Annotated in this window: 20 protein-coding genes; 7 read left to right on the top strand and 13 right to left on the bottom strand. The window is 43.6% G+C overall.

Annotated features, from left to right (window positions below):
* Positions 1-151: 151 nt before the first annotated feature.
* Positions 152-415, bottom strand: a complete 264-nt coding sequence (locus tag ACED46_RS05770; protein WP_009847069.1) for a GrxA family glutaredoxin — start codon at positions 413-415, stop codon at positions 152-154.
* Between the two features lie 406 nt (positions 416-821).
* Here ACED46_RS05770 and ACED46_RS05765 point away from each other — a divergent pair, with 406 nt between their 5' ends.
* Complete coding sequence (locus ACED46_RS05765) at positions 822-2114, top strand: iron-containing alcohol dehydrogenase (RefSeq protein WP_371721062.1); 1293 nt, start codon at positions 822-824, stop codon at positions 2112-2114.
* Positions 2115-2238: 124 nt separating this feature from the next.
* Here ACED46_RS05765 and ACED46_RS05760 read toward each other — a convergent pair whose 3' ends face one another.
* The 5 genes from ACED46_RS05760 to ACED46_RS05740 form a co-directional block, all read right to left on the bottom strand.
* Positions 2239-3093 (bottom strand): MurR/RpiR family transcriptional regulator, encoded by an 855-nt coding sequence (locus ACED46_RS05760; RefSeq protein WP_004734686.1) that lies wholly within the window; start codon positions 3091-3093, stop codon positions 2239-2241.
* Between the two features lie 358 nt (positions 3094-3451).
* A complete protein-coding gene (gene panP / locus ACED46_RS05755; protein WP_017060397.1) occupies positions 3452-5095 on the bottom strand; it encodes a pyridoxal-dependent aspartate 1-decarboxylase PanP in 1644 nt (547 codons plus the stop codon).
* A gap of 118 nt (positions 5096-5213) precedes the next feature.
* The gene (locus ACED46_RS05750; RefSeq protein ID WP_017066066.1) at positions 5214-5741 is read right to left on the bottom strand and encodes a hypothetical protein; all 528 of its coding nucleotides are present in this window, start codon (positions 5739-5741) and stop codon (positions 5214-5216) included.
* Between the two features lie 174 nt (positions 5742-5915).
* On the bottom strand, positions 5916-6821 hold the full coding sequence (locus tag ACED46_RS05745; RefSeq protein WP_017071961.1) for a lysine exporter LysO family protein: 906 nt from the start codon (positions 6819-6821) through the stop codon (positions 5916-5918).
* 54 nt (positions 6822-6875) lie between these two features.
* Positions 6876-7796 carry an HDOD domain-containing protein gene (locus ACED46_RS05740; RefSeq protein WP_017066065.1) on the bottom strand — a complete coding sequence of 307 codons (921 nt, stop codon included), beginning with the start codon at positions 7794-7796 and terminating at the stop codon, positions 6876-6878.
* A gap of 357 nt (positions 7797-8153) precedes the next feature.
* Between ACED46_RS05740 and ACED46_RS05735 the strand changes: the two genes are divergently transcribed.
* The gene (locus tag ACED46_RS05735; RefSeq protein ID WP_017060401.1) at positions 8154-8735 is read left to right on the top strand and encodes a TfoX/Sxy family DNA transformation protein; all 582 of its coding nucleotides are present in this window, start codon (positions 8154-8156) and stop codon (positions 8733-8735) included.
* Between the two features lie 161 nt (positions 8736-8896).
* Here ACED46_RS05735 and ACED46_RS05730 read toward each other — a convergent pair whose 3' ends face one another.
* The 3 genes from ACED46_RS05730 to ACED46_RS05720 form a co-directional block, all read right to left on the bottom strand.
* The gene (locus tag ACED46_RS05730; protein ID WP_017065409.1) at positions 8897-9439 is read right to left on the bottom strand and encodes a hypothetical protein; all 543 of its coding nucleotides are present in this window, start codon (positions 9437-9439) and stop codon (positions 8897-8899) included.
* A 286-nt stretch (positions 9440-9725) separates the two neighbouring features.
* Positions 9726-10223 carry a response regulator gene (locus ACED46_RS05725; RefSeq protein ID WP_017065410.1) on the bottom strand — a complete coding sequence of 166 codons (498 nt, stop codon included), beginning with the start codon at positions 10221-10223 and terminating at the stop codon, positions 9726-9728.
* Positions 10216-12159 (bottom strand): ATP-binding protein, encoded by a 1944-nt coding sequence (locus ACED46_RS05720; RefSeq protein ID WP_371721061.1) that lies wholly within the window; start codon positions 12157-12159, stop codon positions 10216-10218. Before ACED46_RS05720 ends, ACED46_RS05725 begins: the two co-directional genes overlap by 8 nt.
* Before the next feature lie 183 nt (positions 12160-12342).
* Here ACED46_RS05720 and ACED46_RS05715 point away from each other — a divergent pair, with 183 nt between their 5' ends.
* The 4 genes from ACED46_RS05715 (at position 12343) to ACED46_RS05700 (ending at position 18273) form a co-directional block, all read left to right on the top strand.
* The gene (locus tag ACED46_RS05715) at positions 12343-13605 is read left to right on the top strand and encodes a DUF945 family protein (protein ID WP_136982103.1); all 1263 of its coding nucleotides are present in this window, start codon (positions 12343-12345) and stop codon (positions 13603-13605) included.
* Between the two features lie 163 nt (positions 13606-13768).
* The gene (gene serC, locus ACED46_RS05710; protein WP_017065411.1) at positions 13769-14863 is read left to right on the top strand and encodes a 3-phosphoserine/phosphohydroxythreonine transaminase; all 1095 of its coding nucleotides are present in this window, start codon (positions 13769-13771) and stop codon (positions 14861-14863) included.
* A gap of 351 nt (positions 14864-15214) precedes the next feature.
* Positions 15215-16363 carry an extracellular solute-binding protein gene (locus tag ACED46_RS05705; RefSeq protein ID WP_371721060.1) on the top strand — a complete coding sequence of 383 codons (1149 nt, stop codon included), beginning with the start codon at positions 15215-15217 and terminating at the stop codon, positions 16361-16363.
* A gap of 20 nt (positions 16364-16383) precedes the next feature.
* Positions 16384-18273, top strand: a complete 1890-nt coding sequence (locus ACED46_RS05700; protein WP_371721064.1) for a GGDEF domain-containing protein — start codon at positions 16384-16386, stop codon at positions 18271-18273.
* A 210-nt stretch (positions 18274-18483) separates the two neighbouring features.
* Here ACED46_RS05700 and ACED46_RS05695 read toward each other — a convergent pair whose 3' ends face one another.
* Complete coding sequence (locus tag ACED46_RS05695) at positions 18484-19200, bottom strand: 3'-5' exonuclease (protein ID WP_017060409.1); 717 nt, start codon at positions 19198-19200, stop codon at positions 18484-18486.
* Between the two features lie 5 nt (positions 19201-19205).
* Positions 19206-21095, bottom strand: a complete 1890-nt coding sequence (locus ACED46_RS05690) for a DUF294 nucleotidyltransferase-like domain-containing protein (protein ID WP_371721059.1) — start codon at positions 21093-21095, stop codon at positions 19206-19208.
* A gap of 150 nt (positions 21096-21245) precedes the next feature.
* Between ACED46_RS05690 and ACED46_RS05685 the strand changes: the two genes are divergently transcribed.
* Positions 21246-21887, top strand: coding sequence for an outer membrane beta-barrel protein (locus tag ACED46_RS05685; protein ID WP_017068768.1), 642 nt, complete (start codon positions 21246-21248; stop codon positions 21885-21887).
* 124 nt (positions 21888-22011) lie between these two features.
* On the opposite strand, the gene ACED46_RS05680 is transcribed toward ACED46_RS05685, so the two are convergent.
* The gene (locus ACED46_RS05680) at positions 22012-23202 is read right to left on the bottom strand and encodes an amino acid aminotransferase (protein WP_017065416.1); all 1191 of its coding nucleotides are present in this window, start codon (positions 23200-23202) and stop codon (positions 22012-22014) included.
* Between the two features lie 202 nt (positions 23203-23404).
* The gene (locus ACED46_RS05675) at positions 23405-24946 is read right to left on the bottom strand and encodes an HD-GYP domain-containing protein (RefSeq protein WP_371721058.1); all 1542 of its coding nucleotides are present in this window, start codon (positions 24944-24946) and stop codon (positions 23405-23407) included.
* Between the last annotated feature and the right edge of the window lie 22 nt (positions 24947-24968).

Here is a 24968-nt window from a genome sequence, read left to right as displayed (position 1 = left end):
AGCTAAATATCCGTTTAGATTCAAACAGTAATGCTTATCCGAACGGCATTGCGCTACAGTGAGCGGGCTTTCTATAAATCGTACAGTCTAACGCCTAAATGGGTCAGCTGTTTAAGGCTTTAGCCCTGATTCTCGTTTGAGAAATCCTAGCTTAGTCGAAAAGACCTAGGTTTTCTTTTGCGTATGCTTCAAATTCTGTGCAGCCGCCGATGTGGTCTTGGTCGATGAAGATTTGTGGAACTGTATCGACAGGTTTACCAACAGTCTTCTCTAGATCAGCTTTGCTGATACCTTCAGCGTGGATGTCAACGTAACGGTAGTTGAAGTCATCGCGTTTAGCTTTAAGAGTTTCAGCATGCTCTTTTGCACGAACACAGAATGGGCAAGCAGGGCGACCAAAAATAACTACAAACATTTAATTTCTCCTAAATACGGGATGAGGCTCGTTAACTCGATTATGTTAACTATTCTTTAGTGAATGCCACTCAAAATTTCATAAAACCAACTATGCCTCAATGCCATGGGGAAATAAAGATGGAATTACCTCTTAATACAATAGGTTTTGTCTATCAGAGCAAATAATGGTCACAAAAAGGATCCATGCTGATTTCTGATGGGTATTCAGATTGATTACCCTTAATTTAAGAGTGTGAATTACCCCTAAGAATACGACATTAATCCATCTTTAATGCGACAAGTTGCACTTCGTCAAAAAAAGCGCATACAGAACGAGGCATCTTAATACTGATGCACTATATAAAGGCTAAATTCCAATAACCAAGAGTTCGCAGTTTTGTTCGGTCATAGGCGCAGGAGGCACCATGTTTCAATTTATGACATCTACAAAGATCATCTTTGGTGATGGAGCACTTTCCGCTTCATTGTCTCTCTTTAATCAATATGGCTACAGCGTGCTATTGGTTACAGGCAATACATTAGAGCGCACTTCAATTGTTACTGACTATCTTGATGCGCAGAGTATGCGTTATCAGCACATTGCCGTTTCCGGTGAACCTAATATCAAAATGGTTGAAGAGGCGGCTATTTCTGATCGTCGATTTAAGCCAGATATGGTTGTCGCCATGGGGGGCGGTAGCGCCATCGATATGGGCAAAGCGTTGGCTGCGGTTTTACCTAATCAAGGCAATTTATATGACTATGTTGAAGTGGTCGGGCGTAATGTTCCTCTTAAAACCAAACCACTTCCGTTTATCGCAATTCCAACCACAGCGAGTACCGGCGCCGAGGTCACTAAAAACGCGGTGCTGAAATCAGGCCAAGACCAAGTGAAAATCAGCCTGAGAAGCCCAGACATGCTGGCCGACGTTGCGATTGTCGACCCAACCCTAACTCATGGAACCAATCTATATCTATCTGGGCGAGGTGCGATGGATGCCTTTACTCATCTAATGGAAGCCTACGTGTGTGGTGAACCGAATCCGTTAACCGATATGATTTGTGAAGAAGGGCTGCGTAAGTTGAGTGGTTCTGTGGTTAAAGCGTGTGTTTATGATGAGCCTCAAGCGCGTTCTGATCTTGCTTTCGCTTCTATGCTCGGTGGTATGGCGATAACTAATGCCAAGCTTGGCGCAGCCCATGGTTTAGCCTCCGCACTAGGAGGTAAGATTTCTGCGCCTCATAGTGTGATTACCGCGCGTTTAGCGCCGTTTGTGATGTTGGAGAACATAGCCGTTGCAAAAGAGCAGCAAAGAAGCGACATCCTAGCGCGTTATCAGCGAATCGCTCAGATAGTAACAGGTAACGTAGAAGCAATAGAAGAGGAGGCAATTTCTTGGTTATCGGAAGTGCTTGATACGCTTAAGTTACCCAACTTGTTGGAATTTGGTGTCTGTGAAGCCCAGTTTGATGAGGTGTCTGCCGACGCGCTCAAATCAGTGGCGATTAAAGGAAACCCTTTGCCGCTTAACCAAGAGAGGCTCGTGCATATTTTGAAGCAAGTATGCGAGAAGTGCAGTTGTAGAGAAGGGCATCATGAGGGAGCTTCAATGAATCAAATTGGGCAAGAACCAGCTGTCGAGTCGAGCTTTACCATTATCAATTCTTATGCGTCCGAAAACAGCGTGGTTGAGAAGGGCAATAGTTGGACTATCTAACGGTCTTAAACTTGTTCGTTGTATAAGTCATTTTATACAGACAAATAAAAACGGAGCTCTAGGCTCCGTTTTTTTAATTCAACTTGTTCTCTGGTCATCTGTTTTCAGTTCATGACTAAGCAGATTAGAACTGAGAGTACTTCTCGTAACGTGAATCACGAAGTGACTCTTTGACGCGCTTTAGGTTCTCTCTGAAACCAGAACCACGACGTAGCGTAAAGCCTGTCGCTAGCACATCGATAACCGTCATCTGAACAACGCGACTTGCCATTGGCATGTAAACGTCAGTGTCTTCTGGAACATCCAGAGAAATAGACAACGAGCTCGCTTTATCCAGTGGAGAATCTTTTGCTGTGATAGCAATAACTGTCGCACCGTTTTCACGCGCTAAGTTTGCAATCTCAACTTGGCTTTTAGTGCGGCCAGTATGAGAGATAAGAACAATAACGTCGTTATCACTGCAGTTAATGCAGCTCATTCGTTGCATCACGATGTCTTCGAAACATGTGATTGGGATATTAAAACGAATAAACTTGTTTTGAGCATCTTTGGCGACAGCAGAAGAGGCACCCAGTCCGAAGAACGAAATGCGTTTTGCTTGAGTCAGCAAGTCAACAGCACGGTTTACTTGCATCGCGTCTAGACTGTTTTTAGCAACGTCTAGACAAGCCATAGTTGATTCGAAAATCTTATGCGTATAAGCATCTGGACCATCATCTTCTTCAACATTACGGTTCACGTAAGGTGTACCGTTTGCCAAGCTTTGAGCTAGGTGAAGTTTGAAGTCAGGGAAGCCCTTTGTGTCTAATCGACGACAGAAGCGGTTAACTGTAGGCTCACTCACGTCAGCCATTTTAGCTAAGGTAGCAATGCTAGAATGAATTGCAGTTTGAGGGGAAGCCATAATTACTTCGGCTACCTTGCGCTCAGACTTGCTGAAATTTTCCAGGTTTTTTTGTATTTTTTCTAATGTATTCATAGTGTTCACAAGGGTATAGAGAACAACTTGCTAGTTAATATCTTTTACCAGGGGGTATGGCTGAAGCAAATATCAGTAAACACAAAGCCGATGTATATTCGGTTTCGTAAATACTGCTGCGTCAAATAGATATCAAGCTAACTAGCACCATAGAGTCAGTATAAACCCAACATACTATTTACTAATACAAAAACAGGGCATGAATGCTTAATAATATGACAAACCTCAACAAAATTTTAGAAAACTACAGAATTGGAAGAGAGTTTGAGCAAAAAGAATGCAAAATGGGTATGAACTGACAGCTTAGTTACATCAAAAAGAAAGAAATTTTCAATTTGATGCAACTAAAATTGAATGACTATGCGTTGATTTGCGTAACCAGTTTGTTGATTTTGCCCATCAAGTTTGGTGCTAGTTTAGAGATCTCACGCTGTTCTTCAAGCACTGACGAAAGAATGTCATTGCCTGTTAGTGGGTTTGCTAATACCACGCGGAAAACGATGATTGGCTGATGTACCCATGCTTCAGGGTTTAAGCGTGTACGTGACACGAAAGACTTACCTGTTTCACGCTGCTTCTTCTGAATAAACTTAGTCAGCTCATTGAGCAACTCATTCAGTTCGACACGATGTTCAGGCTCAGCTTTAAGCAGTGCCGCTTTGACTGACTCAGGGACATAGCGATAAGTCAGTAGGCAAAGCTCAGGTTCTGAAACCAGCTCGAAGTCGCTCTGATCTTTAATTAGGTCGGCAAAGTAGCGCGCTTTGTTGATGCTTTGGTCGATCAGCAGTTCATAACCTGGGCGGCTAATGATGTGCATTGCGGCGTAAACCAGCATTGCCATACCTGAACGAGAACCTTCTAACGTATGGCTGCCTAAATCTTTTGAGCCTTTACGAAGAATGTATTGAGCATGATGTTCAATCGCAGTCATCGCATCTGGCTTCTTAAACAGAACCATACCCGCACCCATAGGGATATAAAGCTGTTTATGCGCATCAATCGTGACTGAATCCGCCAGTTCAATACCATCAAGTAGGTGACGATGATTGTTAGACATCAGAGTCGCACCGCCCCAAGCTGCATCAACGTGGAAATGACAATCGGATTCGGCACACACCTCAGCAATGTCTCTTAGCGGGTCGATATTACCGGTTTCGGTTGTACCAGCCACACCAATGACGGCGAAAGGTTTGATCTTGTTCTGCTTGAGCTGCTCGATCTTGAGTCTTAAATCATCAGTACAAATACGGTTGTCGTTATCTGTTTTAACAGACACTAGACCTTCTTGACCAATACCAAGGACATCCGCGGCTTTTTTCAGAGAGTAGTGGCCACGTTCAGAGACTAAGATGGCAAGGCCTTCGTAGTCGTAGTGCTTCATGGCTTTAAACAGGCCTTCTTTTTCTACACCTTTGAACGAACCTTGCGCTTTTAGTGCGTTGTTACGTGCAACCCAGAGCGCTGTAATGTTCGCGATGGTACCGCCAGAACAAAACGCACCTAAAGAGTGGTTTGCGCTGTGCATCCAACGAGAATAAAACTGGTCACTATCTTGATAAATCAGGCGATGTAACATGCCCAGAACTTGACGTTCTAGGGGAGTGAAAGCTTTTGAGGTCTCGATTTTTACTAGATTCTGATTCAACGCAATCATGATTTTTGAAAGCGGCATCAGGAAGTACGGCAACGCAGAGGTCATATGGCCAATAAAACTTGGCGAAGACGTGTGAACCGAATGAGACACAAGAGAATCGAGGAGATGCTCAGTATGTTCAGAAACAAACTCAGGCTGCTCTGGGATATGAGCATTTGAAAAATCTTTCTCAATTTCACGCAGCGGCTTTTCTTCAGCCACAATATGTTCACGTAAGAATTGATTCAGGTTTCGTGAAAGTTTGTCTTCAATTTGAGTGAGTGTTGAATCTGGGCCTTCAGGTACCGTGAAGATACGTAGAAGACTGTCGAAGCTAACATCTGCTGTTTTTTGTTCCGTAACCATAGCAAGCGAGTTATTTTTCTAATATTGACGCGAGCGGGACAATCTAAACGAAAACGGGAACAATGTCCCGTCTTAATTATGAAATCCAACTTCTCAAAAAAGCATATTAAATGCGGGGTTATTTACACTTAATCGCTTCAAGTTTACTGATCGACTGGTTGTAACGCTGCAGCGCTGAGTCGATTTGCTTAGGGTGACTAAGCAGCTCTGCAAAGGCAGAACGTAGTTCGTAGTTTTGAGCGTGAGGCGTTGATTGGCGGTCATCGAATGTTGTTTTCGCGATTTTACCAAGCTCATCATCACGTGTTGATAGCGTTTTAATGTCGTGTTGCTCAAGTTGCAACCAGCCTTCTACAGGTTGCTCTGTTGCCACTTTGCTTGAGTCGTTTACTAAGTAGTAGTGAACCGCAGCACGATTCAGCTCAAAGTGGTGCTTACGACCTTCTAGGAACCACTCACTCACTTCTGTTAGCTCTGGATATTGCTCAGAGGTTAATGCAGCAAGGTCGGCATACCAATTCAAAGAAGCGTCGATGTACGCATCATATTTTTTTGCTTGGCACTGGTTTGTCTCAGACATTGAATCTGCTGCAAAAGAGAAAGTAGAAGTTGAAGCTAGCAGTAATGCGACGCAAAGGCGTTTCATAGTGGTTCCTTTTGTAAGTTTATTCTTTTTATAACTTTGTCGTTACAGGTTACCGTGATCGTTATTTGTTGAGCAATGACACTTAGTGTCTTTTTATTTCGGTAACTGTATCGGTGTCTTGGGCATTGGTATTCGAGTTGCATTCTAATCTAAAACAAACGCTATTCCTGCGATCTAGTTAGCAAGAGATACAAAGAACAACATCAATATCGGAACAAGCAAGCTGAGGATAAAGCCACTGACGATAGCGATAGGCACACATCGAACGCCGCCTGTTGTTTGAATGACCGGTAAGGTGAAGTCCATCGCAGTCGCACCAGCATAACCAATGGAAGTGCATGGGTAGCTGCGAATTAGCACTGGAATCAGTACCAAGGCAACTAACTCTCTTAACAGCTCAAGCATGAAAGAAGCGCCACCATAGACAGGACCAAAGGCGTCACCCATTAAGATACCAGCCAGAGAGTACCAACCAAATCCAGAAGACATTGCCAAGGCTTTGAACAGAGGGATATCTAGGATGTAAGCCGCGATTACACCACCTAACATTGAGGTGATGATAATGGTGATTGCGATAACCATACCGTGCTTGTTGAGTAAGATCTGACGAAGTGTGAGTCCGCTATTACGCAGCTGAATGCCGATAAAGAATAGAAGAACAAACAGAATCCATTCGCTTGCGGTATCAACCCAATCAAGGCCAATAGGCAGCACTAAGCCAGCGATTAGCCCTGAACCTACCACTAAGATGAGTTTTGCAGATTCCATCGCCATAGAAGAGAGGGGAAGCTTCTTCTTGCTACTGTCGGTTTTGAGTGGCAATAACTTATCAATAGCGGGCAGTGCCATTAGGTTACATACGCTTAAGCAGACAAAGAAAGTGACGGTATATAGAAGGATTGTCTGCAGGTTACTGCCTAGGTTATCGAGGGCGGCTAAGCTTAGTCCCATTAACGCCAGAATCACGTAGATCAACCGCGATGTTGAGCGGTTGATAAATTCTAATGTCTGAGCGTTCGAAATTGCAAAAAGATACCCCACGACGAGTGGCGCAAATATAAAGATCATCCCTGTAAACATGCTTTCCCCATTGCATTTACTTCATATTACACTTACTTGTAATTTAACAGTGACTTAGAAGCCGCTAGTATTGATCACGTCGCTTAGCTTTGCATTAAAATCATGCTTGCTCAAGTTGCTTAATTTATAAAGCACCTCTGCACCTGTCACGTTAAGTTCAACTTCGTGATCATCGATGTTCTCATCCTTGTTTCTGAACATCAGCAGGTGGTTAGCGATTCGAGCGATATCTAAGTAAGAGACTTCACGCTGTTCGTGGTTATTGATGGTATTGCTGCACACATCAATAAAGTCGCTGTCGAAGCCCCAACGGTTAAGCACCAATTTACTGGTAGCAGAACATTGGCCTTGGAAGATTTGTAGAGCGATGTCGTGATCTAGGTAATTGCCATTTTCGAGGTAGAGGTGGTATTCGCTAACCAAACAGAACAAACCAATATCAGCCAGTAATCCAACAAGCAGCGATTTTTCATGCTCAAGGTAACGGTATTCAGTAGGGGAGAGCTCTTTGAAGCTGTTGGTAACAAGCACCATAGTAGCGCCCAGCTCTTTTGATACAGAAGCGCTCTGAACCAATACCTTATTACATTCTTTACTGAGGTTGACTGAGTGTTTGAGTTGCTCAATAGCCTGAGCCGTCACGATGTCACGTACTCTTAATATGCCAAGGCGCGACACCGCCGTCATAATATCAACACAAGTAATATTACGTCGGTTAAAGACCACAGAGTTAGCCACACGAATGACAATAGCAGCGAGGCCTGGGTCTTCGAGTAAGCACTCGGCAACGTCAGCAATCCCAGTTGATTCAAGGGTACAAAGCGATTGAATCTTCAGTACAACGTTAGGGATAGGAGGAAGTGTTATTTTTCCCGCTGAGATAGAATGTCCAACAAGTTGGGCAAACTCTGATTCTAGACCCTTTAAGAGAAGAGTCTTATTTTGAGGTAGCCAGAAAAACGATAAATGATTCATATAAAAAGTAAAAACAGGTCTGTCCTGCCATTTTACAAGCCACGATGCTGCGAGGCAATACTCACCCGTCTACATAACCTTTAATAATTTGAACCGGTGTATCACTAGGTGTCCAAATTCAAGCATGGTTTGATAGTTTACTGTGAAGTCAATCATGAAAAACCGGAATACTCAATTGATTGATGTGAACTAAGTCCAGACTTATTTTTCTTTTCGAAGTATGATTTATTTAAAGGTGAAAAACGAAACCATAATATTCACCTATAGAATAACAAAATAGATTTAAAATTTTCGCATAACAAGCTGCTTGTCTGGTGATCAACCTAATCGGGGTAATTTGATTAAGGATCAACGGATATGACCGAGACAGCATTTATTAATTACGTGAATCAATTTGGTGAGCATCAAAAACGTTCTATGTTCGGAGGTATTGGCCTCTTTCAAAATGACGCTATGTTCGCTTTATTGAGTGAAGGTTGTTTATTCATTAGAGGTGGAAAATCATTAGATAAAAAACTGACCGATCTTGATTGTGAAAAGTATCGTCATGTAAAGAAGCAGACAACAGCAACCGTAAACTATTACGACATTACGGATCTGTTTACCTGTGAACATCCTGAATTGGATAGTATTATTCGTACTTCAATCGATAATTCAATTCAGCAGCGTAGCTTCAAGAAGTCATCAGCTAGCCGTAGATTAAGAGATCTACCAAACATGCAGCTTACGTTAGAGCGCATGGTTAAAAAGGCGGGTGTGGATGATGTTTCAATGTTTATGCAGTTGGGCGCACCTGAAGTGTTTAATAAGGTTCGCGAAGCGTACGGAAACGATGTTGACCTAAAACTACTTTGGAAATTTGCGGGTGCAATTGATGGTATTCACTGGAAACTATTACAAGAGCCACGCAAGCAGCAATTACTAAAGAGCTGCCACTAAAGAAGTTTACCTTATATGCTTAAGATTACTGTTAATAAATAAAAACCGAGGAATGTCCTCGGTTTTTTTGTTTCTGTCTTAGCCGGATTTCTTAAAAGACTAAGTATCAAAAGGCTAAGTGCTCATAGAGAGCTTATTTGCTAGGGCTTGAGCTTTAAGTATTAGTACTTGAAGCGAGCAGTGAACATAAGTTGGTCACCGTAGAAGTCGTTAATACGAGCTTCAGCACCTAAAGAGAAAAGCTCTGTAGAGTGGAAACGCGCGTAAACAGAACCTGTCCAATCATCGTTGTCATCGATAGAAACGTAACCACCTTTACCACCAACTTCTAGTTGTGGACCAAGCCATTGGCGAACACCAATGTTGATTTCCATACCGATATCAGTAGAGCTTGAGTTCTCAGGTTGAACGATACGAGCTAGCATTTCACCTGTTAGGTCTGCCCAGTTGTTTAATGGAGCGTGGAAACCAAGACCTACAGCTGAGTCGTAATCGCTTTCAAATTCTGAATCGATACGTGCTATAGCGTGAGCGTTCGGGTGAATGGACTTACTGAACGCACCACCAAATGTTACTGGGCTAGCACCGATACGTGCTTCAAAGTAATCATAGTTAAAGTTGCTCATTACCTGTGGTTGTTCATCAACAGCTAGTGCTTGACCAGAAGCCAATAGCATAGCGGTAGTAAGTAGAATTTTGCGCATAACGACCGTAAACCTATATTAGTGTTAATTCCTTTGGTTTGAGACAAATCGGCAAACCATAAACATTGAGACAGTTTAATCTAACTCACGGAAAAGTAATCCTTTAAAATGTAAAACCTTACTCATTTAGTTAAAAAACAAGCAAATTAAGGATCAGTATGTAACGGAGATCTCATGTTTAGGGCGAATGAGAAAAATAGACGAGCGAATTATCCAAAATTTGTATACATTCGGAAGGTTTTTATATCGGATGACGCTATTCTCAGTATCCATTAACCAATCAGTGCTATTCACCAAAACTGGTGCGTTTATCCGCCATTGAAGTCAGTATGCGCTCGGTATCTAAGATGGAAGTCCAGTTTAGCAATTGCTTGTCGTTGGCAATGACATAGTCAGTCAATTGTTGAGTAATCGTGTCTCTCAGTTGGTCGCCTTGCCAAGGTTTTGAAATATAGAAATCAAGTGCTGCGTTGTTAATGGCTGTGACGGTATCTTCTAGCCCAGCTTGCCCGGTGAGCAACAGCTTACGCGTTGGTTTAGTAGCGTCGTGTTGGTTGAGTTCGATCAGAAAATCAATGCCGGTTTCTTCTGGCATGATGTGGTCGCATAAGATTAACGCGAGCTTAATACCATCTTGTCCCATTTCTTTGATTACTTGCTTGGCTTCATCGACCGACTCTGCACCTTCAACCAGAAAGTTCTCTTCAAATATCGCCAAGTCCTGAAGGACACTATTGAGAACTTCAGGTTCATCATCGACACATAAAATTAGGTACTTATTCATGAGGTGCTCCTTCTTGTTTGAATGGAAGCCACACTTGCATGTTTGTATGGCTGCCTACCTCTGACTCCACCAAAATAAACCCTTGATGAGCCGAAACGATTTGTTGAGAAATGGATAACCCAATCCCTAAACCAAAGTTGCCTTCTTTTTTAGTCGTGAAATTTGGGTTGAAAATGGTGTTGATGTCTTCTTTGGCAATGCCGTGGCCAGTATCGGAGATTTGCACCACAAGAAACGCGTCGTCGCCTTTTGTCTGTTGAGAAGTGGTGATGGTCACTTTTCCTCGTTCAGATAGGGCATCGAGCGCATTGGAGATAAGGTTGGTCCACACTTGTTGCAGCGAGAGCGACTGGCACAATAAAGGCGGTAAGTCGGTATCGTAATGCTTTTCGAGTTGGTGGTGTTTAAGCCTGTTTTCGAAGATCACTAAGGTATCTTCAAGCCCTTCGTGGATATCTGTGTAGTGGCGAACTTCTTCATCTTCTCTAGCATAGCTTTTTAAGCTTTTGACCATATCGGCAATACGCTTGCTGCACACTTGAATTGAGCGGATAGAGTTTCCAACATAATGGTAATGCTCTAAGTCATTGAGCAGCTCTTTGCCTGCGACAGGGGACGCCTTTAATGTGTTTAGAACCGTAGAGTCTTGGCTTAGGTTTAGTCTCACGGCTTTTTTTGCTAAAGCACGGTCATTAATCGTCGACGTAAGATGCTTTACGAGCTGTCTTTCTTGGGCTGTTGATAGTGGCTTAGCTAACTTTGAATGTGCCAGTACGTCAGTCCCTTTATTGGACTCTGGAACGGATAGGTTTGCCAATATTTGGTCGAGATGGTCTGACAGAGTTTCGATGCTTCTTAATATGGCAGCAATCGGGTTATTCAGCTCATGTGCGACTCCCGCGACTAGCTGCCCGAGCATCGCCATTTTCTCTTTCTCGATCAGTTGTTGATGTGCAGACTCTAATGATTCTAGTGTCTGCTGCAGTTTGATCTTATTGGTGATGCTGCGTTGCAAACGTCGATTAAAATGACGGAGCAATAGATTGGTAAATAAAGGCAGCAGGGTATTGTTTGAATGCATCACCTGAGCAAAGCTATCTTTATCCAGTTTGATAACGCGAGTCTGCGTTAGGGTGATCGCCGTAGAAAACGAAGGCTCGCCTGTTACAAATGACATCCCGCCAACAATGTTCCCTTTGGAGTGACGTACCACTTCCCGCTGTTGCCCAAGTTCATCTTTCTTATAAAGAGCTGCTTCACCCTTAATGATCAGCCATAAAAAGCGATTGTCTTCGCCTTCCACAGTGAGTAGATGCTCAGGGGAATAGTCACGAATGGCCTTAGTTTTGTCATCTTTTGAAAACACATCTTGTAAGGCACTGACGACACGTTCTGCAAGGGCATTATCCGAAAGCTGGTGGTAATCGTGAATGAAACCCGATTGGAAAGAGTGAATCTTTTGCTCAATGTGCGCTCTGAGTAAGCGTTGTTGATCCAATGCATCGCTGTAAGAGAGCAGGTTTTCTGAGTCGTATTGGATAACAAAAGAGGTCAGCTCTTTTTGCGCTGATTTGAACAGAACCTGATCTTGAACCGGTTTGGTTAAACAGTGGTTGAGCCTACCTTCATTCACAGCGGTTAAAATGGATTGAATGTCTGACGAAGCGCTGACTAATATCGTTCTTGCGGTATTACTATGGGGCAACTGTTGAAGTTCAATCAGGAATTGCACGCCATTAAATTCAGAATGATGATGAGTGATCACCAAGGCAACGGTTTGGTTGTGATCATGAATATCTTCTAATGCGTGATGTGCGTCTTCTATGTTCTCGGCAGTATAAATATCGAATACAGAAGCCAACGGAGCCAGCTCCGAACGTATTCTTTCAATGCTAACCGGATTATTGTCCAAACAGATAACAGCGTATTGATTCACAGCTCAACCTTAATAGTAGCGACGTCTTTAGCCTAGCAAGAACCGCCGAATAAGGATGAGAGCTAGCCGTTAATTTATTGAGGCAATCGAAGTATCGAGCAATAGACTGATTTAACTCAATGTTTCTTGTTTGCTACTGATGGGTTAGACTAAAAAAAATAGACACGTGTAGAAAGAGAACTCATGGAACAGTTAAGAAAAATTGGTGCTATTGGCGGAGCAATCTCACTGGCACTTTGTTGGCCGCTAGCGGTTGGGCAAATTGGACAAAATGCGATTACCGATGGCGTTGCAAAGCTTAACAATTCAAGCATTCAAGCTGAGATCGTGGAATACGATAGAGGTTACTTGTCTTCCAACGTAACCACTCGTTTAACTGTGACGGATGAAAACCTGAAAGAGCAACTTGCGATTGATGGGTTGCCGAGTGAGTTTGTCATAAATAGTGCGGTTAGCCATGGTTTGGTGAGTCTAAATGCACTGTCGACGTTTGAGAATACCGATATTCTGCCTTTAACTCTGACCACTAGTACTGAGCTAAACGGCAACACTGACTTTAACTTTGAGTTAAGCCAGTTCAATCACCAAGGTTCTGATGAGAATGGGACTTCGGTCTCGATCACTAAATCGAATCTTTCTGGCCATGCGACTGTTTTAGGCCAAGTTGATTACCAGCTTTCTATCCCTTCAGTTCAAATTGATTTTGAAACCGGTGAAGAGGTAACGCTGTCTAATCTGAAAGGTGTGGGTTCAGGCCAACAAGCGAAAGGCTACTGGTTAGGTACTCAGAATTTTACTATCGATAGCTTCTTGGTTTCAGATTCTGCAATGCAGCCTTTCATGACCATTGAAAATTCTAAGTACGATTTTGAATCACATCTAGATGAAGCAACTAAGCGTCTGCGCAGCAACCTCAAGCTGGATATCGCAAATATCGAGACCAGTGAAGGCCAGTTGAACAACCTAAACGTCGATTTTGAAATGTCGAAGTTGGATAGCGAGTCGTTTGAGAAAATCTTTGAGATTTACCAATCTAATCCTGTGATGACGCAAGAAGACGTTGCAGAGATCATTCCATTTATCGATATCCTGTTTGCTAAAGGTTTCGACCTTTCAATGAACAACATGTCGTTAGAGTTAGGTAAGGGGCAGTTCGAATCTAAGTGGTTGGTGAGCGTGCCGGAAGGGACCGAAAACATCAGCAGCAACCCTTCGATGATCATGCCTGCATTAACGGGCAACGTTCACTCTAGCTTCTCAAATGAACTTGTTGAAGAGTATCCATTCATCCGTGAAGGTATCGATGAATTGCTTGTGATGGAAATGATCAAGGAAACAGACAGTGGTTATGAAATCAGCGCTGACTTAGAAAATGGAAACCTAGTGTTCGAAAATGGACAAGAAATTCCATTAATCGCTCTACTTATGCCGGTTTTTGTTCAATAAACAGAGCAGGCGTGAATACTGATAGGGTGATTTAGCAGGTTAAGCTTAAACATTTTATACGGTACAAAACAAAAGAGGTCTTAAGACCTCTTTTGTTGTTTTTATGTTGGGTAAAACATGGTATTACTTGCATAGTTATTATTTAGCAGGAGCAATCATCCCCATGGAACTTACATTAGATAACGTATTCAACTTCAGTGCTGGCCCAGCTGCACTGCCTAAACCGGTAATGAAACAAGCGCAAGCGGACTTTATTGATTGGAATGGTTTAGGGACTTCCGTGATGGAAATCAGCCATCGCAGCAAGGAATTTATTCAAGTTGCTGACGAGTCCGAACAGGACCTACGTGATCTTCTGAACATCCCAGACAACTACAAAGTTCTTTTCTGTCAGGGGGGCGCTCGTGCTCAATTCGCTGCTGTTCCTCTAAACCTTTTAGGTGATGCGACGAAAGCGACTTACATTGATGCGGGTTACTGGGCAGAAAGTGCAGTGACTGAAGCGAGCAAATATTGCGAAATCGATGTATTCAACGCGAAGACGTCAATTGATGGTAAAGCAGCGGTTGTTCCAGCTAAAGATTGGAAAATTGACCCGGAAGCTGCGTATGTACATTTCTGTCCGAATGAAACCATCGATGGTATTGAAATCAGCGAGCTTCCTCAAACGGATAAGCCAATCGTAGCGGATATGTCATCTAACATTCTGTCTCGTAAGATTGATGTGTCTCAGTACGGTGTTATCTACGCGGGCGCGCAAAAGAATATCGGCCCTGCGGGTATCTGCATTGCAATCGTACGTGATGATCTACTCGAACTCGCAAACGACGTGTTGCCGAGTATTCTGAACTACAAAGTACTTGCTGAAAAAGACTCAATGTTCAACACACCACCAACGTACGCTTGGTACCTATCAGGCCTTGTGTTCAAGTGGCTGAAAGCTCAAGGTGGCGTTGAAGCGATGGAGTTGGTGAACAAAGAGAAAGCAGCGCTGCTTTACGATGCAATCGATAGCTCAGCTTTCTACAAAAACGATGTTCACACTGCAAACCGTTCTAGAATGAACGTGCCGTTCCAACTGGCGAAACCTGAGTTAGATGGCAAGTTCCTAGAATTGGCTGATGCTGCAGGTCTGAAATCACTGAAAGGGCATAGAGCAGTAGGTGGAATGAGAGCTTCACTTTACAACGCAATGTCTCTGGAAGGCGTTCAAGCGCTGGTTAGCTTCATGAAAGATTTCGAAGAGAAATACGCTTAATCGATGATAGGGCTTTGACTGATAAATTGCTTATTTGATTTTTATTGTATCGAATGCACCGAACGAGATAGATGCCGCTTTTGCGGCATTTTTTTTGTCGTTAATAATAAAGGGTATGGTATGTTGATTTATTGTAAGAACAGTCATCCAGAGATATGACGGATGTATCAGAATGAGCAGACCTTTCTCTTAAAGCGAGAGTATCAACTGTTATTTAGGCACTTTTTACTATATAACGTGTCGCCCAAAGCTAGGTCTCTAATCATGAGCAGTGAGCGATAAGCCGCATCGCCCGGTTTATTGATGGGCGATTAAAATCCAACGTCTAATTTTTACCACAAGGAACCAAGTGTGAGGTTATTGAGTCTATTTGCGATGCTATTTCCGGCCGTTGCTTGTTCGTCCACACTTGAAATATGGGCTGGTATTAATTATGAAACGGCCGATTATGTAAAAGAACATATCGAAGCGATGACTGATCATCGTGTAGAAATTCGTTCGTTTGACGTCAACAGTATTCGTTCTGAACTGCTTGTTGCTGATCCTAGAGACAATACCTTTCCCGACGCCATCTGGGTTCCTTCTGACTTCTTAGGTCTAACTGAATATATCGATTTAGCGACGCTTCCTGATGCTTGGGTCGATACCCAACGCTATGAGAAAAAAGCGCTTGATGCAGTGGTCATCAACGGTGAGCTTAAGGCGTTACCGGTTGGTATTGGAAACCAAGTCGTTCTGTATTCGAGCAAGCCTCAAGCGCAAGTCGTGACATGGGAGAGCCTAATTGAACGCTCTGCTCAGTCCGATCAAGTGAGCGTGCTTTTTCCCAATCCAAACATGTACTTCTATCTAGCTTTCTATCAGCTTTTTTCTGAAGACTTATTATCGTCGAAGAATGTTAATGGTGAAGGGTTAGTTGCTATCTTTGATTTCATCGACATGTTGCAGCAGAAAAAAGTCATCGAATCATCGTGCAGCGATATTTGCGCGAGGCAGGGGTTCATCAATGGGGAAGTCGAGTTTTTGATTGACGGTGATTGGGCGTTCAGCGAACTCGATGCCGCCTTTGGTCGAGATTTGTACATCAATTCGTTGCCGACCTATCGTGGTGAAAGTATGTCTTCATTTAGTGGCGCAAAGGTTTTTGCTGTCACGGAAAAAGGCATGCAAAACCCAGATAAGAAATTGGCTTTGAAAGAAGTCGTTCAATACCTGCAATCAAACAGTTTCACCTATTTAGCTCACTCGAGTGCCATGGTTTCGCCGTTTTATGAGGTTAATCAACGCCGTGTTGAGGAAGGTAACCAGACACTTTCAAATATGTACGATGAGTTTCAAGCATCGCAAATGATGTCGAGTGACTACAAGATGGCGATCGTTTGGGAGGCATCGGCTCGGGCGTATCAGCGTTACAAGTCAGGGATGCCAAAGAGTGAACTGCATAAGTTTTACAATGATTTTGTTCAATATTACTCGGCGAATATGAGGGTAAGAGATTGAAGCTATCATTAAAATACACCATGGGCTTGGTGTTGCTGGCTTGCTCAATGCTTCCTGTTTACCTAGCGGGACAGTTGATTCTCAATAAACAAAACCAAAGTTCTTTAGAGCAAAAAGAAACCAAGCTGGACAACTCTACGACCGGTATTCGTCAAACCGTACAAGAGCAAATTAAGCTGACGGCGAGCCTAACTCAATGGTATTCGCATGACCGATCATTGATTAAAGCGGGTGGTAATATCTTTTTCTCGAGTGTTGTTTGGGACAAGATGGATAGCTTCAATGCGCTAGCGGAGAGTGTGTCCGCGACTTATATTCTGGACCAAAACTGGAAGCCCATTTATGACAGCAAAGGCAGCTTGTACCATTTTGAGCAGAGCCAGTTATTAGAAAGCTTGAAGCGTCCTCAATCGGTTTATGGGCAAGGGAAATTGTTCCACACCGAGTTTACCGAAACTGAAGTGGCGGATAATGCCGCTGCAGGTATCGCTTTTGTCGCGCCGATTTTACCTTATCGTTTGATAGAAGGTTCTACATACACGCCGCAGGGTTATCTTGTGGTTCTTATGGGGTATGACAGACTTAAGACTAAAGTGACGCCTTTCCTTTATCAAAATGAGTCGGTTGAGTTTAACTATATTGATTCAACGGATGCTCAATCTTCTGAACAAAGTGCGAACATTATCTCTATCGACAGCACATTCTTTACCGACAAATTGGTACTGAACGTCAAACATCATATTTCCGACAGTGAGCGTTTATTAGAGATGCAACAAGCTCAGGTGGTCTTTGTCAGAATATTGGTGGCGACGCTTGCCATCTCGATTGTGTTTGCTCTGTTCCTAAGCCGCTGGTTCTCAGGGCAGTTAAACTTGTTGGCTGAATCTGTTACGTCGTATTCGCATAACCAGTCACCGACTCATAGTGTGGATGAACATCGTTTTACAGAGTTCGTCACGCTGAGTCGTTTATTGGAAACCTTGTGGGGTCGCATACAATATCAAGTCCGTGAGCTTACCGAAAGTAACGATAAACTCGAAAGATTTAATGTTCAGCTAGAGGACTTAGTCGAAGAGAAAACCAGCAAGTTAGCTAATTCGCTCGCGCGTGAAGAATCCCAGAAGCATCGTATTTTGAAGATCGTTCAGTTTGCATCATCAAGACACGCGGCTGAATATCGGTTGATTCCTCAAATGGTCGATCAAGAGTTAAAGACATTACTTGTTCAACATTCGATTCAGTTTCATTTTAACCGGACTGGCGAGGCTGACCTGATACTCTGTGACTCACAGGGGACGGCGATCGGGTATTTTTGTTCAAGTTCATTTGATGTCCTCTGTGAAGAAGATCTTCTGATTTTTGACATGTACCAAAAACAGTTAGCTGGTTGGCTAGAGCTCGAAAATATTACACGGATTAACATGCCGACTGGCTGTTTGAATCGTAAAGCTTTTAATGAAGATCTCGAATTCAGTAAACGCAGCATTAACGACAATCAAAATCAGATTTCTTTGATCATTATTGATATCAATGGCTTGAAAACGACCAATGATGTTCATGGGCATGAGATCGGGGATGAGCTGATACAGCGCTGCGTAGACGTAATCAGCCACGAATTGACACCTGCCAGTAATCTATACCGTTTGGGTGGAGATGAATTTGCGGTGCTTACCTTAACGTCTGGTGAGTCGAGTTCGCTCAATGTCGCAAAGATGACTGAGCAGTTGTACATTGCTCAGGAGCAACAGGCAATCGAGACTAAAGCGGGTATCTCTATTCCTGTCAGATTCTCGATTGGTGCAGCCTCTAGTGATTCAACAGACGTTGAGCAATTGTTCTCAGTCGCTGATGAGAATATGTATCAGCAAAAGCGTCTTTATTACCAAACGTTGTCTGTGGTTGGGAAGTAATAATGCCAATCACGCTGACAAATAGCGATCACGATTTTCGACGTCCATTAGAGCGGAACTGCTGCGGTGTGACGTTATAATATGTTTAAACGCTTATGGGAAATGCGCTTAGTCGGGCCAACCGTTGCTTAAACACAGACGATAAAAATGAAAAAGCCCACCAATGGAAGTTGATGGGCTTTGTGTTTGTATTTAGCTTACGTAACTCAGCTAGAGCCAGAAACTCTTCAGAGGCATCTCAGAGTCAAAGTGATGAGCAATTTGCGCTTGGAGTAGCTCAGCGGTCGCAATAGCGTCAGTTAATGCATGATGCGGCGTGTAGTCGGGCAGATGGTATCGACGACGACTCTGACCCAGTCTCACTGAAGCTGGCTTCTTACCTTTCAGCTTGTTCCACAAGCCGCCAGCCAGTTTATTTTGGATCTGAGATTCAATCTCCAGCGTGTCGAGGACTGGGAACTCAATGCCTTCACCGAGTCGCACTTTCAATGCATTGTCCAAAAAGTCACGTTCGATACGACGATAGTGAACCACAGGGATATGTCCCGCCATTGATTCTAAGATCTCGCCCAACACTTCGCTAAGGTCTGGCGCATCAATGATGTCATTGTGAGTGATGCCATGAATCACGACAGACTCTTCTTCAAGTTTCTGTTTTGGTCTTAGAGTCCAGTGTTTGGCTTGTCGCAAGTAGATGCGATTGAGCGTAAATGGCACTAAACCAATGGTAATGATGCCGTCTTTGTTTGGGTTTAACCCCGTTGTCTCAAAGTCGACAGCCAAAAACATCACTTCTGAAAGTGGCGTATCAGGCGCAGGAAGAGGCTGGCTATAAAAGTGCTTTAAGCGCTCGTCTCTCGCTCGTTCAAGCTTCTGAGCAAACTTAAATGGCCAATCGACCGCAGGTGATCTGAATAGTTTGTTCATAGGCCCTACTTAAACTTGTTGCTGGCTTGATAACGGAACTTAAGGAAGTTTTGCGCATTACTTAATATTTGGAATGCATCCTTTAGGTTACGTCGTTCGAAGTCAGACAGGTTCTCTGGCTCGATGTTGTTATCAGGCTCGATGTTGTTGTCGACATCGTGTGCTTGGTGGCGAATACGAACCAGAGAGATAAACTCCAGCGCATCTTTCAAATCTTGAGCTCGGCCTTTTGGCAGAATACCGGCGTCAATAATGTCATCTAAGCGTTCGAACGAGTTCTTAGAGCGAGACGCTACCGCGAGCGAGTGAACACGAATCAAATCGGCGAGTGGCGCAGTACCACGACGCTTAAGGTTGATAGAGTTGTTGTGACGGCCATCTTTCTCCATCACGAAATCTTTGAAGAAGCCGAGCGGAGGTGTACGGTTGAGTGCGTTACGTGCAAGACACGCCAAGAAGCGATTGTTCTTACGTGCGCGTCGAACAATAAAGCTGTTCAATTGCTCGGCCCATTTCAGACGACCATAAACGCCATCTAAGTCGAAGAAGATTGAAGCATTTAACAGTGCTTTCGGGTTTGGATCATCAATCCAATCGGCAAAGCACTCTTCCCATTGTCGACGAGTCATACGCCACGTTGGGTTAGTCGCCATGATATCGCCAGTACAATACACATAGCCACACTGATCTAAGCCATCACAAATAAAGGTCGACAGCTCCTCAAAGTATTTACCGTGCTTTTTCTCGTCGTAGGTATCATCAAGAATGATTGCGTTATCTTGGTCGGTAACCAGCAGCTGCTCATCACGCCCCATAGAGCCCAGTGCGAGGAAACAGTAAGGAATAGGCGACTTGCCCAATTTCTCTTCGCCCAGTTCGATAATTCGCTGCTTAAAGCTACGACCAATTACCGACATTGCAGTACCCACCATGTGGGCGTTGGCATCTTCGTTAACTAAGCGCACAAAGCTGTCTTTTACTTGCTCGGAAAGCACCTTCAGATCTTCGATACTTTGTTGCTGGAAGATACTACTTACCAATAACAGCGAGTTTTGAGACTCATAACGAACAATATCGGTCGCTTCGATAATACCAATCGGCTTCTTATCTTTAAGCACTGGTAAATGATGCACGTTATAGCGAAGCATGGTCATCATAGCTTCGTATACGTAAGCATTGTGATCGAGAGAGATAACCTCAGGTGTCATTACGCTAGAGACTTCATCCGATGGGTCAAGCCCTTCAGCTAAAACGCGAGTACATAAATCTCGGTCGGTGATGATGCCAATCACGGGTGTTGAGTCATCTTCATCATCTTCAACGATTTCTGGATCAATGATCAGCAGGGAAGAGACATTGTCTTCGGCCATCATAGTCGCGGCTTGTTGTATCGTACGAGTCTTCTCGATCATCGGCGCTTCGCTAGTCAGTAGCGTTTTTACCTTGGATGTCGTGAGATCGTTGGCATCGTTATTACTTGAGTTTGCTTGGCGAAGACGGGCGTTGTCTTCTACTTCTACGAAATCTGCAAAGGAGTCGTAGTTGTCGTAGAGCTCTTGGAAAATTGGCTCAGGAATGCAGTAGAGAAGAGTATCTTCGGTCGCTTTTACTGGGAAACGAACCTTGTTGTTGGTCAGTAGACCCATTTGCCCGAACAAGTGGCCTTCATCAAGGCGGTTATAGAGTTCGCCTTTACGACGGTAGACTTCGACTTCGCCACTTCGAACGATGTATAAGTCATGAATTTGATCACCAAAGTGAATGATAGGGGTATCTTGGCGGTAATAAGAAATTTCCACGCTACTGGTCACTTTCGCCAACATCTCCTCAGGGAGTTCTGTAAAAGGGGGGTATTGTGCCAGAAAGTTTTGAATCTCTAATAACTCAGCATCCATAATGATCATCCATTGGTTTGTATGATTTCATGGTACAACATTTGATAATATTTTGCCGTCACAAATCAATCTGTGAGCTAAAACCTTTTTAAAGTCTTATGGATAGACTAACCTTTCAATTAATGGAGTGACAGTTTAAGGATGATAGGAATGTCGAAGTGGAAGCTTAGTTTTGTATCTGCGGTTTTTATGTTTTCTCCAAGTTTGTGGGCGGACACTAACGCGGTGGATATTTTAGATTACGACCATATTTATGCCACGGCGCATTCGGGCAGTTTAAATGAAGATGCAGGAAGTAATAATAACGCCTCGTCGTATGGATTAGGCGTCAGTTACGCGATGACGGATGATTGGTTGTTGCTGGGAGACTACAGCGCACGCTTTATTCACCCTGATGACACCACAACTCGAATTGATACGCTGATGCCAGGTGTTGGTTACCGTTACAGCATTAAGAAAGATTTAGATATAGTGGCTTACTACCTGCTTGGTATCACAAAAGGTAAGGTTGAAGATAATGACACCAACCGAACTGAATCTTCAGACACTGAGTTCATCCAAGGGGTAAAAGCTGAGCTTAACTATGGCTTTGCGAAACGTTGGATAGCTAACGGGAGTGTGCAAGTGAATCGAAGTGACCTGTTTGATGAAGAGGTCTATCACTTAGGTTTACGTTATCTAGTGACCAATAAGTTTGCGATTGGTGGGTCATATCAACATCGAGATGGTGAAGGTAAAATTCGTAGCGAGCGTACTCACGAGCTAGGAGTGGAATTTTTCCTAGAGTATTAGCCAGTAACGAAAAGGCTAAGTGCACTAATAGCTCTTATATACAAAGAGACAGACACAAAAAAGCCAGCTTAATTGCTGGCTTTTACACATCTATTGGTCTGCAAATACAGGTTTCGCTTTTCGATTAAAGAACCGCAGCGATACCTTTACATAGAGGACCCATGTTTGACTTAGTCATACCAGCAACACTGATACGGCCAGAACCAACAATGTAGATTGCGAATTCGTCTTTTAGGCGAGTTACTTGCTCTTTGCTTAGACCTGAGAACGAGAACATGCCGTTTTGACGTTCGATGAATGTGAAGTCTGCATCAACACCTTCTGATTTCAGTGTCGTTACGAATAGTTCACGCATCTCTTGGATACGGTCACGCATTTCTGCCACTTCTGCTTCCCATTCAGCACGTAGATCAGCATCACCAAGGATGTGAGTAACGACAGCACTGCCGTGGGCTGGTGGGTTAGAGTAGATAGAGCGGATAATGCTCTTAACTTGAGAGAATGCTGTCGTTGCTACGTCTGCTGATTCAGCAACCAGAGTGAATGCACCAACACGCTCGTTGTACAAGCCGAAGTTCTTAGAGAACGAGCTAGCAACAAGGATCTCTTTGTTGTATTGAGCAAAAATACGTAGGCCAGCAGCATCTTCTTCAACGCCTTTTGCAAAACCTTGGTAAGCAAAATCGAATAGAGGCAGCAGTTTCTTCTCAGCAACCAATTTAGCCAGTACTTCCCACTCTTCAGTTGTTGGGTCGATACCTGTTGGGTTGTGACAGCAGCCGTGAAGAAGAACGATATCGCCTTCAGAAGCTTTCTCTAGGTCAGCAACCATACCAGCGAAGTCTTTGTCTTTAGTTTCAGCGTTGTAGTAGCTGTATTGAGCAGTTTCGATCCCCGCAGCTGCGAAAACGCCGTTGTGGTTAGCCCAAGTTGGGTTACTGATCCAGATTTTCACTTCGCCCAGTTGGCGCTTGATGAATTCACCCGCTACGCGAAGTGCACCTGTACCACCTGGAGCTTGTGCTGTTTTAGCGCGTTGAGATGCAACGATCTCTGCGTCTGAACCGAAAAGAAGTTTCTGAACCGCTAGACCGTATTCAGCTGTACCTTCAATCGTTAGGTAAGATTTGGTTTTTTCGTTTTCAAGAAGTGCAGCTTCTGCTTTCTTTACTGTTTTAAGTACTGGTGTTTGACCATCTTCATTTTTGTAGATGCCAACGCCAAGGTTGATTTTCTCTGCACGAGAGTCTTTTTTAAACTCTTCAGTAAGGCCGAGGATAGGATCGGCGGGAGCAGCTAACACTTTTTCAAACATAATCTTCATCCATGTCAATTGAGAGGGGATAGTATCTATGGGTAGTTATACCTGTATGGAATTTTTAAGACAATACGAAGTGAACAGAAAGACCAAAAAAAATCCATTTCAATCAGATTTATTGACTAAAGAGGATATTTGATAACAAAACACCCTACGGATTAACCTATAGGGTGCAAGAAGTTAGTGGATTTTGAATAGATTACGCTGGTTGAGCAATAAAGCTTTCGCGCTCGAGTTCACTCGCTACATTTTTGCCATCTTTGTAGGTCGCAGCAATTGAAACAAACGCTTGTTCGACGACCAGAAAAGCTTGGACAACTTGCGGATCAAAATGCGTCCCATTGCCCTCTAAGATGATCTGTTTAGCTTGTTCATGAGTAAAGGCTGGCTTGTAGACTCGCTTCGAGATGAGCGCATCATAAACATCAGCTAATGCCATTAAACGGCCAGATAACGGGATATCTTCACCAGACAACTGATTAGGATAACCACTGCCATTCCATTTCTCGTGGTGAGTCAGAGATATCTCCTTTGCGACTCTTAAGAAAGAGCTACTTCCCAACTGCTTTTCTGCAATAGATAACGCTTCAGCCCCAATCGCGGGGTGACCTTTCATTATCTCAAACTCTTCGTCCGTCAATTTGCCCGGCTTCAATAACACACTATCAGGAACACCTACTTTGCCCACGTCGTGCAAAGGCGCAGATTTGTAGAGCAACTCGATGTAGTTTGGTGTTAACAAGCTTGAGTGGGTTTCTGATTTGCTGAGCTCTTGTGCGAGCACCTTGACGTACTCTTGAGTTCTTAGGATATGTGCGCCCGTTTCATTGTCTCGAGATTCAGCCAATGCCGATAAGCTCACAATGGCCACGTCACGTGTGGTTTTGACTTCGTTTTGCGCGGTTTCAAGGCTATCAAGCATGGTATTGGTCATAGATGCCATTGAGCCAAGCTCGTTGTAGCCGAAAATAGGTAAGCGAACGCCTTGCTCGCCATTGGTGACTTTGTTTAATGCGTGCTCTTGGCTTAGGAGAATACGCTTAATTAGCTTGCTCCAAAGCGTCATGATGGTTATCGCGTAGCCACCCAGTACCACAGCCAAATAAATAAACTCTTTGATCACGCTGATCTTGCCGGTGCCATCCAATAAGCGGTCAGGGTTATGTTCTAACCAGAAGATGTCTTTGACAGCAATCATCGTCAACATAGTCGTCAGTGTTACCAGAAGCACGATAACCAAGCCTATCATCTGCTTGACCAGTGAACTTCTTTCACCAACCAGTTGGAAGTCGAATTGTCCAGTCGTCTCCATTTTATCCATTTGGCTGAGCTTGGCATTCAATTGAAGAATGGTTCCGGTAAAGAAGCCGAATAGACTCATGCCAAACAGCACCTTCAAATTATTATCTATGGTGAATTCATGGCTTAAGTTGTAGTAGAGCGCGAAAGGCACACTTGCAGCAAAAAATAGCAGGGTATCGAGTTGCGCGAATCGGCCTTGCTTGACGAAGGTATGTTGCGCCAATGGGTAACGACGTGCGAGCCATAATAAGATAAACACAATACTGACTTGTGTGAAAATCTCTAACGTCGTTAAGCTATCGAGCATAGGGCACACCCGACTGCCATAGGTGCCAAACAGCACGCCAGCAATGACGTATAACTTAGTCGTTAGCGATTGATTGTAATTTGAAGTATCCATCGGTAAGCCTTTGTTCTCATTCTTATTAGATTTACGCATTCATTGATTCACGACTTTAGAA

Source organism: Vibrio sp. 1S139 (genome assembly GCF_041439475.1).
Classification (GTDB): Bacteria; Pseudomonadota; Gammaproteobacteria; order Enterobacterales; family Vibrionaceae; genus Vibrio; species Vibrio crassostreae_C.
This window is presented reverse-complemented; position numbering and strand designations above follow the sequence as displayed.